Genomic DNA, 13,966 nt, shown 5'->3' with positions numbered 1-13,966 from the left:
GGGCAATGCCGGGCAAGTGGCAGGCGCCACGGTCTGTGCGCCACGTGGCCTGAGTCAGAGCCGGCGGTAGCTGACAAACCGGTAACGCAAGCCTCCACGCTCCGAGAACAGCCAGGGGCCAGGCGTGGGGGTCCACTCGGGGCCCAGCGGTGGCAGCCGGGTGTCACCGTCGAAGTCCGCGTCGATCTCGGTGACCTCGAGATGGTCCGCCAGCGGTAGTAGAGCCGCGTAGATCTGGGCGCCGCCCATTACCCAACTGGGCGCGTCCCCCACGAGCTCCATTGCCGCGCTGGGGGTTAGCGCCACCTCAGCGCCCTCCGCCCGCCAGTGCTCGTCGCGGGTGACGACGATGTTGCGACGGCTCGGCAGCGGACGAAATCGCGGGGCCAGCGAATCCCACGTCACGCGGCCCATGATCACGGGGTGACCGGACGTGGTGGCGCGGAAGTGCGCCATGTCCTCGGGGAGATGCCAGGGCATCGCGTCGTCGAGGCCGATGACGCCGCCGCGCGACCACGCCCAGATCATGCCCAGGGCCATCAGATTCTCCGTGACATCAGATGGCCACCGGGGCTTTGATGCCGGGGTGGTGCTCGTAGCCGACGATCTCGATGTCCTCGAACGTGTAGTCCTCGATGGACTCGCGCGGGGTCAGCCGCAGCGTGGGGTACGGGAAGGGCTCGCGGGCCAGCTGCGTGGTGACCTGCTCCACATGATTGTCGTAGATGTGGCAGTCACCGCCGGTCCAGATGAAATCGCCGACCTCGAGGCCGGCCTGCTGCGCGACCATGTGGGTGAGCAGCGCGTAGCTGGCGATATTGAAGGGCACGCCCAGGAACAGATCCGCGCTGCGCTGGTACAGCTGGCAGGACAGTTTGCCGTCGGCCACATAGAACTGGAAGAAGGTATGGCACGGCGGCAGCGCCATCTGCGGGATCTCGCCGACGTTCCATGCGGAGACGATCATGCGGCGCGAGTCGGGATTGGTCTTGAGAGTCTCGATGACCTGCGCGATCTGGTCGATGTGCTCGCCGGACGGGGTGGGCCACGCCCGCCACTGGACGCCGTAGATCGGGCCGAGGTCGCCGTCCGCGCTGGCCCACTCGTCCCAGATGCTCACGCCGTGCTCGTGGAGCCACTCGGTGTTGGAGTCGCCGCGCAGGAACCACAGCAGCTCGTAGACGATGGACTTCAGGTGCACGCGCTTGGTCGTGATCAGCGGGAAGCCCTCGGCTAGGTTGAAGCGCATCTGGTGCCCGAACACCGAGCGGGTGCCGGTGCCGGTGCGGTCGGCCTTGGGGGTGCCGTTCTCGAATACGTGCCTCAGTAGATCTTCGTACGGAGTCGGTATTGCTACGGGGCCAGTCTGGGTCGGTATCGCCACGGGCACAGTCTGCCATGTGCGACCAGGTGAGCTGAACCACATGCGCGTGCGCGCCGGACCCAGCAGACTGGGAGGCATGCCGGAACTACCAGAGGTCGAGGCGTTGGCCCATTTCTTGCGAGAGCACGCTGTCGGGGAGCAGATCGGCCGGGTGGATGTCGCCGCGCTCAGCGTCGTGAAGTCCTTCGACCCGCCGATCTCTGCGCTCACCGGCCGCACAGTGGGCCGGGTCGGCCGAGTCGGCAAGTATCTGCTCCTGGACTGTGACGGCGTGATCCTGGCGGTGCACCTGGCCCGCGCGGGCTGGCTGCGGTGGTCCGACGCGGTGCCGGCGGCCCCAGCCCGGCCCGGCCGGGGGCCGCTGGCGCTGCGGGTGCATCTGGAGTCGGGGGCGGGCTTCGACCTGACCGAGGCCGGCACGCGGAAGTCGATGGCCGTCTGGGCGGTCGAGGACCCCCAGGACGTGCCGCGGATCGCTGCGCTCGGCCCCGACGCCGCGACCATCGAGCCGGACGAGTTCGCGGCGGTGCTCGCCGAGGCGGGCGGCAAGCAGATCAAGACCGTGCTGACCGATCAGCGGATTCTCGCGGGCATCGGCAACGCCTACTCCGACGAGATCCTGCACCGCGCGCGGCTCTCGCCGTTCGCGCCAGCCTCGGGGGTCGACGCGGGGGCGCTGCACGCGGTGCTGCGGACAGTGCTCGTGGAAGCCGTCGGGCACCTGGTTGGCCAGGACGCGGCGCGGCTCAAGGCGCAGAAGCGCTTGGGACTGGCCGTGCACGCGCGGACTGGCCTGCCCTGTCCGGTGTGCGGGGACACGGTGCGGGAGGTGTCCTACCGGGACCGCTCCATGCAGTACTGCCCGAGTTGCCAGACGGGCGGCAAGATCCTCGCCGACCGCCGCATGTCCAAATTGCTTAAATAACGGCTATTTCCGTTGGGCCCGGTAGCGGCGCACGAGCTCGTCGGTGGAGGAGTCGCCCAGGCCCTCGGGCTCCTGCTCGGAGGTGAGTGCCGGCATGAGCTCGATCGCCTGGGTCTTGCCGAGCTCCACGCCCCACTGGTCATAGGAGTCGATGCCCCAGATGGTGCCCTCGACGAACACCGAGTGCTCATAGAAGGCGATCAGCTGACCGAGCACCGACGGGGTGAGTCGCGGGGCGAGGATCGTGGTCGATGGCCGGTTCCCGGGCATCACCTTGTGCGGCACAATGTGCTCGGGGGTGCCCTCGGCACGGATCTCGTCGGCCGTCTTGCCGAACGCGAGCACCTTGGACTGGGCGAAGAAGTTCGACATCAGCAGATCGTGCATGCTGCCGCCGTCTATCGTCGCCAGGTCCTCATTGGGGTGGGCGAAGCCGATGAAGTCAGCGGGGACGATGCGCGTGCCCTGGTGCAGCAACTGGTAAAAGGCGTGCTGGCCGTTGGTGCCGGGCTCGCCCCAGTAAATCTGGCCGGTTTTGGTGCTGACGGGGGCGCCGTCGGAGCGCACCGACTTGCCGTTGGACTCCATCGTCAGCTGCTGCAGATATGCGGGAAAACGCTTGAGGTCGTTGGCATATGGCAGCACGGCCCGTGATTCTGCGCCGAAGAAGTTCGAGTACCAGACACCCAGCAACCCGGAGATCACCGGCGCGTTGTGTTCTAGCGGCGCCGTCGTGAAGTGGTGGTCCATGGCGTGGAAGCCCGCCAGGAACTCTCCGAAGGCCTCCTTGCCGATGGCGGCCATCAGGGCCAGGCCCACCGCCGAGTCCACCGAGTAGCGTCCGCCGACCCAGTCCCAGAAGCCGAACATGTTCACCGGGTCGATGCCGAACTCGCGCACTCGGTCCGCCGCGGTGGAGACCGCCACGAAGTGCTTGGCGACGGCATCCCGGGCGGCGGGGGAGAGGTCCTCTCCGGCCGCGGGGGCTAGGCCGAGGCCGTCGAGCAGCCAGCGGCGCGCGACGGTCGCATTCGTCAAAGTCTCCACGGTGACAAAGGTTTTCGAGACCACCACGATGAGCGTCGTCTCTGGGTCCAGGCCCGCCAACTGCGCGATGGCGTCGGACGGGTCCGCGTTGGAGATGAACCGCACATGCACCTGGTCGGTGTGGCTGCGCAGCGCCCGGTAAGCCATCACCGGGCCGAGGTCGGAGCCGCCGATGCCGACGTTGACGACGGCCTCGATCTTCTTGCCCGTCGCTCCCACCCACTCGCCCGAGCGGAGGCGGTCGGTGAACGCGCCCATATCCGCGAGGACCTGGTGCACCTCGGCCACGACGTCCGCGCCGTCGACAGTGAGCGTCGCGTCGGCGGGCAGGCGCAGCGCGGTGTGCAGGACGGCGCGGTCCTCGCTGGTGTTGATGTGCTCGCCGGCCAGCATGGCGTCGCGGCGTTCCTCGACGCCCGCGGCCCGCGCCAGATCCACCAGCAGCGCGATGGTCTCGGCGTCGACCCGTTGCTTGCTGTAATCGAAGTGCAGGTCCGCGGCCTCGATCGTCATCTCCGAGCCGCGCTCCGGATCGGCGGCGAACATCTCACGCAGGTGCGTCGGCGCGATCCGGTCGAAATGCGCCTGCAGGGCGTGCCAGGCGTCGCTGTCCGTGATGTCGGCGCGAGCTGCGGTGTGGTCCATTCCCATTACATTAGCCGCAATATTCCGGGCGACGGAGGGGCAAGTGCCAGGAATGGCGATTAGGGCTCGTCGCAGACCTTCCAGCCGCCCTCGTTCTTATACGCCAGCGGAACGGTGCTGACAGATGCCGACGGATCGTTGACCAGCGAGTACTCGACGGTCCCGAAGCCGAGATCCCCGGCCACCGTGACGTCTGTGATCGTGTTGACCTGCTGCGGTGTGGCGCTGGGACGCGCGTTGACGCTGAGATCGGTGTACTTGGCCAACGTCGCCTGGCACATCGCGTGCTCGAGCATCTTGGCGTCGCCGTTGTTGAGTCCGGTGACATAGGTCTTGGTGATCGCGACAATCTCGGCCTGGTCCTCGGGGCTTGCTGGCGCCCCCGATGACGGGACGTCGGCCGTGGCGCTCGCCGAGGACTCCTCTGTGGTGCTCGCGGCTGCCGCGTCATTGCTGCTCGAGGAGCACGACGCGGCGACGGCGCCGATGATCGCGAGGGCGGCCACGGTCTTGCCGACCGCGGTGGCTCGATGCCTGATATTCATGATCACTCCTCGCTGGTTGGCGGGCACAGCTTCCACCCGTCCGCATTCACGTAGATCATCGGCATCAGCGCCGAGTCGAGCTCTGGCCTCGCCGGGTCGACGGCCAAGACCGAGCCCGTCGCCGTGTCGCCCGAGACCACGATCTCGGCTACGCCGCGCAACTCTGTGCGCGCCCGATCCTCGGGAAAGCCGGGGAAGGTCGCCATAGTCCGAGCGCACGTCACCTGGGTGAGAGCGGGCAGGTCGCCCGCGGCGTTCGCCTCGTAGAACGCCTGCGTGGCGGCGATGATCTGTGCGCTATCAGTGTCCGGGGCATCGTCCTCGGAGGTGAGCACCACCGTGACCGCCACTGCCGCGATGATCACCAGCACCGCGGCCACCAACGACGTCACGGACCAAAACTTGGGGGAGCGGGGCGTCACTGGCAGATCTTCCAGCCGTCCTCGTTGACGAACTTGAGGGACTCTGTCTGCGACTCCACGTCGGGCGTGTCCTTGAGGGAGGCGGTCACGTCGGCGGTGGCGGTGTCGCCGTCGACCACGATGTTATCGACGGAGTCGACCACGATCTGCTGGGCAAGCGGTGATCCGTCCGTGGTGTCCGCGGGGATCGCGTCCACGACCTGCTTGCAGGAGACCGCGCGGATCGCGTCGAGCTTGCCCGAGTTCACTGCGGTCAGGTAGTCGTTGGTCGTCTGGGTGATCGCGGCGGCGGAATCGCCATCGGCAGCGGAATCGCCAGCGACGACGGAATTGCCAGTGCTGACGGCATTCGCTTCACCGCCGTCGCTGCTCGAGGAGCAGGACGCGAGCAGCGTGCCGGCGACAATCGCGACCGCGATGGTGGCGCCCTTGCGGAAGGACGTCAGGTTGTTCGTCATTCGATCTCCTTAGTGTTGGGCTGGCTCGCTATTGGCACAGCTTCCAGCCGTCTTCGTTGACGAAAAGCATCTCTACCGATTGCGCGGGAGTGGCGGCATCGTCGATCACGGACACGGTGACGTGCGCGGTGGCCGAGTCCCCGTTGACCGTGATCGCGTCGAAGCTGTTGATCTGTGCCTTCTTCGCCGACTCCGGCAGGTCCTCGCCACCGCCTTGGACAGTGCTGGCTAGGCGGCTGCAGATCAGGGTCGACACCTCGGTCATCCTGCCCATGTTGACTGCCGTGATGTAGTCCTGGGTCACCTGCTTGATCTGTCCCTCTGCGGAGTCTGAGCCCGATCCGTCCGCCGCAGAGCAGGACGTCAACAGAACCGCAGCCAGCGCCAGTGCGAGCGTCGCTCCGGTGGTCTTCACCGTGGCGGCGTGGGGGCGGTGGCGCATAGGACTCCTCGGGTATTCCTGGTGCTTGCCGGTGGGACACACACGCCAGCAGTGCGATGCACTGCTGGCGTGTGATCTAGGTGCTGTGAGTCGAGAGCACTACTGGCAGGCCTTCCAGCCGTCCTCGTTCACGTACTTCATGGTGCTCTCCTGAGGCTTGGCGTCACTAGCGCCATCTCCGGCCATGGAGACGGTGACCTGCGCGGTCGCCGTGTCGCCGTCGATCTTGATGTCCGCGACCTTGTCGAGCTGCATCTGCGCCTCGGGTGCCGGCTCATCCGTCAAGTCGGGGCCCAGAGCATCCACCGTCGACTTGCAGAGGAACTCCGACGCCGCGGAGACCTTGCCGCTATTGGTGGCATCCATGAATTTCTGGGTGACCTGCGTGATCTGGTCCCCGGGCGTCACGTCGGGGGCGTCCGACGCGGAGGAAGAGCACGACGCGAGCAGAACAGCGCCCAGAGCGAGAGCGCTGGCGGCCGCGAAGGTCTTTGCCCTGGAAGGGATTGACGGGGCTGCGAACGGGCTAGCGCGCACGAGGGCTCCTCAAGTGAGTGTCAAGCTGAGTGAGTGGGCGTTCCAGTGGTCGACGGGGCGACTACTAGCTGCAGATCTTCCAGCCGTCCTCGTTCAAGAACCGCACGGGGACCTGCTGGGCTGGCTGGCTCGGGTCATCCTTGGCGGAAATCGTGAGCGTCGCGGAGGCGGACACCGGGTAGAAGGTGAGGCCGTCGACCGAATCGAGATTGATTTGGACCGCCGCAGGCTCGCCATCCTTCAACTCGCCGAACTCGGCCAGGTTCTCCTGGCACAAGATCCCCGCGGCCTTGGTGACCTCGCCAGTGTTCTGCACCTCGATGAACGTCTCGATGATCTGGTTGACCTGGGCCTCGCGGTCCGAGGAGCTGTCATCCTTGTTCAGCATCACGACCAGGAGGACGGCGATAGCCGCGATGATGATCACGGAGACGCCCGCGATGATCGCCAGGAGCTTCTTGCTGCGGCCGGATGCGGCGGTGGACGAGGCGAAGTCCTCCGGTGCGGGGTAGGACGCGTCGCCGATGGGAGCGTCTGCGACGGGGGCCTCAGCGGTGGGGACTTCAGCGGTGGCGTCCTCCGCGCCGGAGGACTTCGCGAGGGAGATCTCGGACGATTCGCTGACGGGCTCGACGGGGGTGGTTTCGTCTGGGATCGATTCCCCATTCGGCTCCGGCGTCTTGGGTGACTCCGGCGTGTTTGCACCCTTATCAGTCGGACTCATCAACTCTCCTAAAGTTTGTCGTTCGGCGAAGTGCCGTCAACACGTGAACACTACAGAATGATTGGACACCCGTCAGAAATCGATCGACACTATTTGCGCGGCACCGACGTTGCTGGCCACACTCGACTATTGGGCCTGCCCGCAGAACTTCCAGCCGTCCTCGTTGAGAAACCGAAGCTTGTCCGTTCGCGGCGTCGCGTCGGGCACGTCGGCCGGGGCGATGGCCACGTTGGCAGTGGCGATCTCGCCCCGGATAGTCACATCTGTGACCTCCAGGACCGCCATCTTGGGGTCGGCCGGCGTGGTGTCGGTGATGTCGCCGAGCTGAGTGCGCAGCGGTGAGCAGATGGAGCCGAGGTAGTCGGCGGCGATGCCTTCATTGACCGCCGCCACATACTGGTTGGCGGCGTCGGTGATCTGGGGGTTCGAGGCCTGCGCCGCGGGTTCCTGGGCGCCTGCGGCGGGCGCGTCGTCGCCGGCCCACACGAGAACTGAGGTGACCGCGACAGCCACCATGGCCAACACGGTCAAGGCGGCGACGACGCTGATCATCAGCCGTCGGGACTTGCGGGGCTCGTCGGGCGCCAGGAAATCATCGAGGTCCGGCTCGGGGCCGAAATCTTGGGGCACGTTCACTGCGGGGTACACACCTTCCAACCGCCCTGATTGCGGAAGTCCATTGTCAGGGTGTTCTGACTTTCCTGGCCGGCGTCGGAGCTGAGCGTCGACCTGCTGCTTGTGGTGACGATCGCGGTCGCGCGGTCACCGTCCACCGAGATGCCGGTGATCCGGACGATGTCGGTGGGGTTGGAAGTTGCGGGGCTGTCGGTCAGGCTCTGCATGACGGTCATGCCCGAGCAGACCAACTCTTGCGCCTTCGCGTTCTGGCCCTGATTGGTGTAGTCGATGAAGTCCGTGATGACGTTCGTGATCTGGTCCTCGTCTGCGGAGGCGGGCGCCTCCCGGATGTTGAGCCAAGTCGCGACGCCGAGGGCCGCGATCAGAGCCAGTACGACGACGGCCGCGGCGACGAGGATCCAGTTCAGCGGCCGGCGCGGAAGCGCTGGCTCCGGGAACTCGGCATCGGCGGGGACCGGATTGGGGATCTCCGCGGTGCCGCTCGGGTCGGACGGGCTCATCGGAGCTCCTCAGGGGTGCGGTGGTGGACGACAGCCCAGGTTACCTGCCGCCGATCCGGGGATCGGATCAGCAGAGCTTCCAGCCGTCCTCGTTGACGAAATTAAGTTGCGTCGATTTCGAGCCTAGGTCCGGGGCGTCCTCCACCGTCGCGGTGATAAGCGCGGTGGCGGTGTTGCCCGACACCTGGACGTCGGAGACCGACTCGAGCTTGCCCCGGCCACTCTCGAGCGGGGGTTGGTCGGCCAAGTCGGCGGTGAGGGCCTGGCTGCTCTCGCACAGTGCGGACTTGAATAGTGCGGCGTCGCCTGCGTTCATGCCGTCCGAATACCGCTGCATCACCGCGGTGATCTCGGCCGCGTCCGTCGTTGACCCTGCTGCCGCGGAGCCCTCGGCTTGCGCGACGGCAGGCGTCGCGGTGGCGGGGGAGTCGGGCGCGGGCGCGGTGTAGAGCAGTCCGCCGACGACGAGGAGCACCACGACCAGGAGGGCGGGGGCAAGGCCGATCAAGAGCGCTTTGGTCGTGTTGGGGCTGTCAGGCTTTTCGTGGTGCTCGGTCACTGATCCTCCATTGCCGGATTTATTTCCCCTGCTCGCCGCACACGGTCCACGCGCCGTTCGCACGCACGAAGGTGAATCGCTGGGTGATGTTGTCGGCGGACTCTTCCAGGCCGATCTTCACAGTCACGGTCGCGAGACCGTCGTCCCCGTCGACGGTGAAGTCCTTCATTCCCACCAGGCTCATGGGATACGGGTTGGGCTCGCTGTCGGTGATGCCCTGGGAATGCACGGGGTCGCTGGCGCAGACCGTCGCGAGGTACGCCTGCGCCTGGCCCGCGTTGGATGTCTCAAGATAGCGCTGGAAGACCTCCGACATGGCGGCCTCGTCCGCGGTGGAGGCGGGTTCGGTCGGACCCGGAGCCTGGGCGGCGGTGGTCTCCGCGCTGACGGGGGCAGCCTCGGGCGCTTCGGTGGCCGACGAGCAAGAGAGCAGTGTGCCAGCGAGGGCCGCGGTCGCCACTGCTCCCATGGCGGCGCGGGCGAGGATCGAGTTCATAGCCGTCCTTGCAGTAGTCCGATGGTGTGGGCCCGCCGATTAGGGGCTGCCGCACACCTTCCATTCGCCGTTCTCACGGGTGAACTTGAACGGCACCGTCTCAGAGGGGCTATTCGCGCTCTGGCCCATGGTGAGTGTGAGGTTCGCGGTGGCGGTGTCGGCGTCGACGGCGATGTCGGCGAGCTCCTCGAGCTGCATCGGGTCAGAGACCGGGCCGGCATTCTCGATGTCCGCAAACTCGGGCTGCGCCGCGGCGCAGAGGATCGCCCGGAACCCGTCGGCATCCTGTGCGTTGGTGGTGGTGAAGTACTGGTCGATCAGCGTGGTGATCGCCGCGGCATCAGCCGCATCGGCGGGATACTCGGCGGGGTCGAGGGGCGCGCCGGCCGCCGTCGAGGGTGCGATGGCACCGTGTGCGGAGTCGACGGGGGCCGCGGGGGGTGGGTCCTCGGTGGTGGAGGAGCAGGAGATCAACGCGCCGCCGAGGGTGAGCGTCGCGAGGGCAGCGGTGGCGGCTCGGGCGAGGTTCAGGCGTGGTGTGGAGGGCATCGGCTGTGTGATCCTTGTGTTCGGCCGGGCGGTCATGGCTGGGCGGTCAGTGCCCGAGTCTGCCACGGCCCAGCCGCAGCAGCAGAAGGGCGAGGGTCTTGCCTTCCTGTCCCAAATCGCTGAAGCGCTCGATGACGGCCATCTCGCGGTTGTGCACCAGGCGAGTGCCGCCCGTGGCCATCCGGGTGCGGCCGATCTCCTGGGAGACCTCGCTACGGCGCTTGATGGCGGCAAGGATCTCGGAGTCGAGCCGGTCGATCTCCAGGCGCAGCGCCTCGATGTCGGCGGGCTGTTCCGGGGTGGAATCGGCGGCTGGCATGTTCATACCGGTTTTCTACGTGGGGGTGGCGAAGCGCTGCGGATGCCCGTCGGCCAGACGGCCATCTCGGAGCGAGCCAAAGCTGATTCGGCGTACCGGCACATTTTGCCACGAGCGGCGGCGGACGGGTGCGCGTGGTGCAGCCAGGGAGGAATGTCGGGGCCTGCTTGTACGGTAGTTGTGCGATGAACAGTTACTCACCTGCACGGTCAGGCTCACCCAGTCATGTCCAGCGGAACGATTCCCAGGACGCCCTGCTCGAGGGTCTCAACGCCCCGCAGCGGGAGGCGGTGATGCATGCGGGCGGGCCGTTGTTGATCGTGGCGGGCGCGGGCTCGGGCAAGACGACGGTGCTGACGCGCCGGATCGCGTATCTGTTGGGCGAGCGGGGGGCGCTGCCCAGCCAGATCCTCGCGATCACCTTCACCAACAAGGCCGCGGCGGAGATGCGCGAGCGGGTTTCCGCGCTGATCGGCCCCCGCGGCAACTCGATGTGGGTGGCCACCTTCCACTCGACGTGTGTGCGGATTCTACGGACCCAGGCGAAACTGATCCCGGGCCTGAACACGAATTTCTCGATCTACGACTCGGATGACTCCAAGCGGTTGTTGACGATGATCGCCAAGGATCTGGAGATCGACACCAAGAAGTTCTCGCCCCGACTGCTCGCCACCCAGATCTCGAACCTCAAGAACGAACTGATCGACGCGGAGCAGGCCGCGGTCGACGCGGAGTCGGAGATGGCCGAGCTGCCCCGGTTGGTCGCCAAGGTCTATGGGCATTATCAGCAGCGGCTGCGCAGCGCGAACGCCCTGGACTTCGACGACCTGATCGGCGAGACGGTCGCCATGTTCCGAGCCTTCCCACAGGTCACCGAGTACTACCGGCGTCGATTCCGGCACATCATGGTGGACGAGTACCAGGACACCAACCATGCCCAATACGCACTGGTGCGGGAGCTGGTCGGCGGCGTGTCCGGCGATGTCGACGACTCCGCGGTGGCCCCGGCCGAGCTGTGCGTGGTGGGCGACGCGGACCAGTCGATCTACGCCTTTCGCGGCGCGACCATCCGCAACATCATCGAGTTCGAGCGGGACTACCCGGACGCGCGCACCATCCTGCTGGAGCAGAACTACCGCTCCACCCAGAACATCCTCGCCGCGGCGAACGCGGTGATCTCCAAGAACACCGGGCGGCGGGAGAAGAGGCTGTGGACGGACTCCGGCGATGGTGAGCTCATCACCGGCTATGTGGCGGACAACGAGCACGACGAGGCGTCCTTCGTGGCCTCGGAGATTGACCGTCTGGTGGACGCCGGCAATGCCAAGTACGGCGATGTCGCGGTGTTTTACCGCACCAACAACTCCTCGCGCGCCCTCGAAGAGGTCTTTATCCGCCTCGGCCTGCCCTACAAGGTGGTCGGCGGTGTGCGGTTCTACGAGCGCAAGGAGGTCCGCGACATCGTGGCGTACCTGCGGGCGCTGGCGAACCCCGACGACACAGTCAGCATCCGCCGCATCCTCAACACCCCGCGACGGGGGATCGGTGACCGCGCGGAGGCCTGCGTGGCGGTGCATGCGGAGAACCTGGGCATCGGGTTCGGCGCGGCGCTGCTGGACGCGGCGGCCGGCGACGTGCCGTTCCTCAACACCCGGGCCCAGAACGCGATCGCTGGCTTCACCGAGATGATGGCGGAGCTGCGCACGATGTTGGGGGACCCCGAGTCGACCGTGCTGGACCCGGAGCGCCACTCCGTCGGTGACATCGTCGAGGCGGTGCTGGACCGGACCCACTACCGCGCCGAGCTCGAGGCCAGCAGCGACCCCCAGGATGGCGCCCGCCTGGACAACCTCAACGAGCTGGTCAGCGTCGCACACGAGTTCAGCGCCGACGCGGTCAACGCGGCGGTCGCCGCCGAGCACTATGCCGATGAGCAGGCGGCCGACGGGGTCTCCTCCGATGTGGACGAGGAGCCGGAGGACGACGGCCAGCCCGTGCCCGGCTCCCTCGCCGCCTTCCTCGAGCGGGTCTCGCTGGTGGCCGACGCGGACCAGCTGCCCGACGGCGAGGACGGCGTCGTGACGATGATGACCCTGCACACGGCGAAAGGCCTCGAGTTCCCCGTAGTGTTCCTCACCGGCTGGGAGGACGGGCAGTTCCCGCATATGCGTGCGCTCGGCGATCCCCAGGAGCTCTCGGAGGAGCGTCGGCTGGCCTATGTGGGCATCACCAGGGCCCGCCAGCGGCTGTATATCTCGCGGGCCGTGCTGCGGTCTGCCTGGGGCCAGCCGATCACCAATCCGGAGTCCCGCTTCTTCAATGAGCTGCCGTCGGATCTGCTGGACTGGCGGCGGGTCGACCCTGGCTTGTCAGGTGGCTCCGGCAACAGCTACCGCGACAGCGGACGTGGCAGCGGCGGTTACGGGGGTGGCAGCGGCGGCTATGGCGGGGGCGGAGAGCGCTTCAGCGGCGGCCGGTCCATTGGCAGCGGGCATCAGCAGCAGCAGGAGAGCTTCGGCAAGGCCCGGCCCCGCAACTCGGAATTGGTGTTGGCGGTGGGCGATCGCGTCAACCATGACAAATACGGACTGGGCAGTGTCATCGCGAGCGACGGCGTGGGCAACCGGGCCACGGTCACCATCGACTTCGGCAGCGCGGGCAAGGTGCGGCTCATGCTGATCGGCGGGGTCCCGATGACAAAGCTGTAGCCCTACAGTACGAAGCTGGCCGGTCACCTTTCGGTGACCGGCCAGCTGTCTGTCATAGCTTGGGGTCAGCCCGCGAAGTCGGCGGTGCTGATGCCGCGCTGGGCCAGCCAGGGCGCGGGGTCGATGCGATCGGTGCCGTGCTCCCAGATCTCGAAGTGCAGGTGCGGGCCGGTGGAGAAGCCGCGGTTGCCCATCTTGGCGATCTCGTCGCCGGCAGTCACGTGCTGGCCCACCTGGACCAGGGCGGAGTCGATGTGCCCGTACACGCTGACGGTGCCATCGGCGTGCTTGAGGCGAACCCACTGGCCGAAGCCGGAGGCGGGGCCGGAGTCGATGACTTCACCGTCGGAGACGGCGAAGATCGGGGTCTGCATGGCGTTCGCGATGTCCAGGCCGCCGTGGATGGTGCCCCAGCGCGACCCGTAGTTGGAGGTCAGCGTGCCGGAGGTGGGCTTGACGAACATTGGGCGCAGGGCCAGCGCCTCGCGGGCGATACGAGCGATCTCGGCCTCGGCGCCCTTCGCGAGCTGCTGCGCGTACTCGGCGGCCTCTTCGGCGCCGGACAGGTCCGGCACGGTCAGGACATTCGACGTCTCGCCCAGGCTCGCGGTGTCGATGCCGCCGGGCAGTGCGATCGAGGTGCCGGCGGCCAAGGCGATCGCGCCGGTCGAGGTGGTGGGGGCGGGCGTGCCGTCGCTGACGGTCTGGCCAGCGGCGACGACTGCGCCCGCGGCGACTGCGACGACGGCCGCGCGACCCTTCAGTGCGGAGGGCGGGGTGGGGATCCGGTGCGCGCCGCCGCGGCGGACGCCAGCGGGCAGGGTCCGTAGATCGTGGAACTTGGGGTCAGTGCGGGGGGCTTCGTTAGCCGAGTCGGCGGAGTGATCCGACGTCGTGTCGTTCTGCTTGTGCACCAAGACTGTGGTTTCCTCGCATTTGACAGGCTGCCTTTGCCCGTGACCTGTTCGTAATAAATTCCTCGGCGACCATAACGAAACGATCTCGGCCTTGGCAAGTCAGTAGTTGGACGGATGGCATAGCAATCGGGTGCGACTACCGGTTGACCT

General features: G+C 67.1%; 18 protein-coding genes. 2 read left to right on the top strand and 16 right to left on the bottom strand.

The window, feature by feature from the left end:
• Positions 1-54 precede the first annotated feature (54 nt).
• A complete protein-coding gene (locus tag TBIF_RS09950) occupies positions 55-540 on the bottom strand; it encodes a dihydrofolate reductase (RefSeq protein WP_024794663.1) in 486 nt (161 codons plus the stop codon).
• 16 nt (positions 541-556) lie between these two features.
• The gene (locus TBIF_RS09945) at positions 557-1,384 is read right to left on the bottom strand and encodes a thymidylate synthase (protein WP_038170555.1); all 828 of its coding nucleotides are present in this window, start codon (positions 1,382-1,384) and stop codon (positions 557-559) included.
• A 76-nt stretch (positions 1,385-1,460) separates the two neighbouring features.
• On the opposite strand from TBIF_RS09945, the gene TBIF_RS09940 reads away from it, so the two are divergent.
• On the top strand, positions 1,461-2,309 hold the full coding sequence (locus TBIF_RS09940) for an Fpg/Nei family DNA glycosylase (RefSeq protein WP_024794661.1): 849 nt from the start codon (positions 1,461-1,463) through the stop codon (positions 2,307-2,309).
• Between the two features lie 3 nt (positions 2,310-2,312).
• On the opposite strand, the gene pgi is transcribed toward TBIF_RS09940, so the two are convergent.
• The 13 genes from pgi to TBIF_RS09875 all read right to left on the bottom strand — a co-directional run bounded on the left by pgi (position 2,313) and on the right by TBIF_RS09875 (position 10,197).
• The gene (gene pgi, locus TBIF_RS09935; RefSeq protein WP_024794660.1) at positions 2,313-4,001 is read right to left on the bottom strand and encodes a glucose-6-phosphate isomerase; all 1,689 of its coding nucleotides are present in this window, start codon (positions 3,999-4,001) and stop codon (positions 2,313-2,315) included.
• A 59-nt stretch (positions 4,002-4,060) separates the two neighbouring features.
• Positions 4,061-4,546 (bottom strand): Rv0361 family membrane protein, encoded by a 486-nt coding sequence (locus TBIF_RS09930; protein ID WP_038170554.1) that lies wholly within the window; start codon positions 4,544-4,546, stop codon positions 4,061-4,063.
• A gap of 2 nt (positions 4,547-4,548) precedes the next feature.
• Positions 4,549-4,938 carry an Rv0361 family membrane protein gene (locus tag TBIF_RS09925; RefSeq protein WP_148302225.1) on the bottom strand — a complete coding sequence of 130 codons (390 nt, stop codon included), beginning with the start codon at positions 4,936-4,938 and terminating at the stop codon, positions 4,549-4,551.
• Positions 4,939-4,964: 26 nt separating this feature from the next.
• Complete coding sequence (locus TBIF_RS09920; protein WP_024794657.1) at positions 4,965-5,426, bottom strand: Rv0361 family membrane protein; 462 nt, start codon at positions 5,424-5,426, stop codon at positions 4,965-4,967.
• A gap of 28 nt (positions 5,427-5,454) precedes the next feature.
• On the bottom strand, positions 5,455-5,868 hold the full coding sequence (locus tag TBIF_RS09915; protein WP_024794656.1) for an Rv0361 family membrane protein: 414 nt from the start codon (positions 5,866-5,868) through the stop codon (positions 5,455-5,457).
• 99 nt (positions 5,869-5,967) lie between these two features.
• Positions 5,968-6,405 carry an Rv0361 family membrane protein gene (locus TBIF_RS09910; protein WP_148302224.1) on the bottom strand — a complete coding sequence of 146 codons (438 nt, stop codon included), beginning with the start codon at positions 6,403-6,405 and terminating at the stop codon, positions 5,968-5,970.
• A 64-nt stretch (positions 6,406-6,469) separates the two neighbouring features.
• A complete protein-coding gene (locus TBIF_RS09905; protein WP_024794654.1) occupies positions 6,470-7,129 on the bottom strand; it encodes an Rv0361 family membrane protein in 660 nt (219 codons plus the stop codon).
• Between the two features lie 126 nt (positions 7,130-7,255).
• Positions 7,256-7,765, bottom strand: coding sequence for an Rv0361 family membrane protein (locus TBIF_RS09900; RefSeq protein ID WP_024794653.1), 510 nt, complete (start codon positions 7,763-7,765; stop codon positions 7,256-7,258).
• On the bottom strand, positions 7,762-8,268 hold the full coding sequence (locus tag TBIF_RS09895; protein ID WP_024794652.1) for an Rv0361 family membrane protein: 507 nt from the start codon (positions 8,266-8,268) through the stop codon (positions 7,762-7,764). Before TBIF_RS09895 ends, TBIF_RS09900 begins: the two co-directional genes overlap by 4 nt.
• Positions 8,269-8,335: 67 nt before the next feature.
• The gene (locus TBIF_RS09890) at positions 8,336-8,827 is read right to left on the bottom strand and encodes an Rv0361 family membrane protein (protein ID WP_024794651.1); all 492 of its coding nucleotides are present in this window, start codon (positions 8,825-8,827) and stop codon (positions 8,336-8,338) included.
• A gap of 19 nt (positions 8,828-8,846) precedes the next feature.
• Complete coding sequence (locus tag TBIF_RS09885) at positions 8,847-9,323, bottom strand: hypothetical protein (protein ID WP_024794650.1); 477 nt, start codon at positions 9,321-9,323, stop codon at positions 8,847-8,849.
• Positions 9,324-9,362: 39 nt separating this feature from the next.
• Positions 9,363-9,872, bottom strand: coding sequence for an Rv0361 family membrane protein (locus TBIF_RS25370; protein WP_024794649.1), 510 nt, complete (start codon positions 9,870-9,872; stop codon positions 9,363-9,365).
• A gap of 46 nt (positions 9,873-9,918) precedes the next feature.
• Positions 9,919-10,197 (bottom strand): chorismate mutase, encoded by a 279-nt coding sequence (locus TBIF_RS09875; RefSeq protein WP_024794648.1) that lies wholly within the window; start codon positions 10,195-10,197, stop codon positions 9,919-9,921.
• A 179-nt stretch (positions 10,198-10,376) separates the two neighbouring features.
• Here TBIF_RS09875 and TBIF_RS09870 point away from each other — a divergent pair, with 179 nt between their 5' ends.
• Entirely contained in the window at positions 10,377-12,899 is a 2,523-nt protein-coding gene (locus TBIF_RS09870) for a UvrD-helicase domain-containing protein (RefSeq protein ID WP_024794647.1), read from the top strand.
• Between the two features lie 65 nt (positions 12,900-12,964).
• Here the strand turns inward: TBIF_RS09870 and TBIF_RS09865 are convergent, their stop codons facing one another.
• Positions 12,965-13,816, bottom strand: a complete 852-nt coding sequence (locus TBIF_RS09865) for a M23 family metallopeptidase (protein WP_024794646.1) — start codon at positions 13,814-13,816, stop codon at positions 12,965-12,967.
• Between the last annotated feature and the right edge of the window lie 150 nt (positions 13,817-13,966).

It is taken from the genome of Tomitella biformata AHU 1821 (genome assembly GCF_000524475.1).
Classification (GTDB): Bacteria; Actinomycetota; Actinomycetes; order Mycobacteriales; family Mycobacteriaceae; genus Tomitella; species Tomitella biformata.
Note: the sequence above shows the minus strand (reverse complement) of the source record. Positions and strands in the feature narration are given on the sequence as shown.

Excerpts from the sequence above, each read along its gene's own strand:
- TBIF_RS09950 (WP_024794663.1), bottom strand. The coding sequence starts at position 540 with ATGGCCCTGGGCATGATCTGGGCGTGGTCGCGCGGCGGCGTCATCGGC.
- TBIF_RS09940 (WP_024794661.1), top strand. The coding sequence starts at position 1,461 with ATGCCGGAACTACCAGAGGTCGAGGCGTTGGCCCATTTCTTGCGAGAG.
- pgi (WP_024794660.1), bottom strand. The coding sequence starts at position 4,001 with ATGGACCACACCGCAGCTCGCGCCGACATCACGGACAGCGACGCCTGG.
- TBIF_RS09930 (WP_038170554.1), bottom strand. The coding sequence starts at position 4,546 with ATGAATATCAGGCATCGAGCCACCGCGGTCGGCAAGACCGTGGCCGCC.
- TBIF_RS09920 (WP_024794657.1), bottom strand. The coding sequence starts at position 5,426 with ATGACGAACAACCTGACGTCCTTCCGCAAGGGCGCCACCATCGCGGTC.
- TBIF_RS09915 (WP_024794656.1), bottom strand. The coding sequence starts at position 5,868 with ATGCGCCACCGCCCCCACGCCGCCACGGTGAAGACCACCGGAGCGACG.
- TBIF_RS09905 (WP_024794654.1), bottom strand. The coding sequence starts at position 7,129 with ATGAGTCCGACTGATAAGGGTGCAAACACGCCGGAGTCACCCAAGACG.
- TBIF_RS09895 (WP_024794652.1), bottom strand. The coding sequence starts at position 8,268 with ATGAGCCCGTCCGACCCGAGCGGCACCGCGGAGATCCCCAATCCGGTC.
- TBIF_RS09885 (WP_024794650.1), bottom strand. The coding sequence starts at position 9,323 with ATGAACTCGATCCTCGCCCGCGCCGCCATGGGAGCAGTGGCGACCGCG.
- TBIF_RS25370 (WP_024794649.1), bottom strand. The coding sequence starts at position 9,872 with ATGCCCTCCACACCACGCCTGAACCTCGCCCGAGCCGCCACCGCTGCC.
- TBIF_RS09875 (WP_024794648.1), bottom strand. The coding sequence starts at position 10,197 with ATGAACATGCCAGCCGCCGATTCCACCCCGGAACAGCCCGCCGACATC.
- TBIF_RS09870 (WP_024794647.1), top strand. The coding sequence starts at position 10,377 with ATGAACAGTTACTCACCTGCACGGTCAGGCTCACCCAGTCATGTCCAG.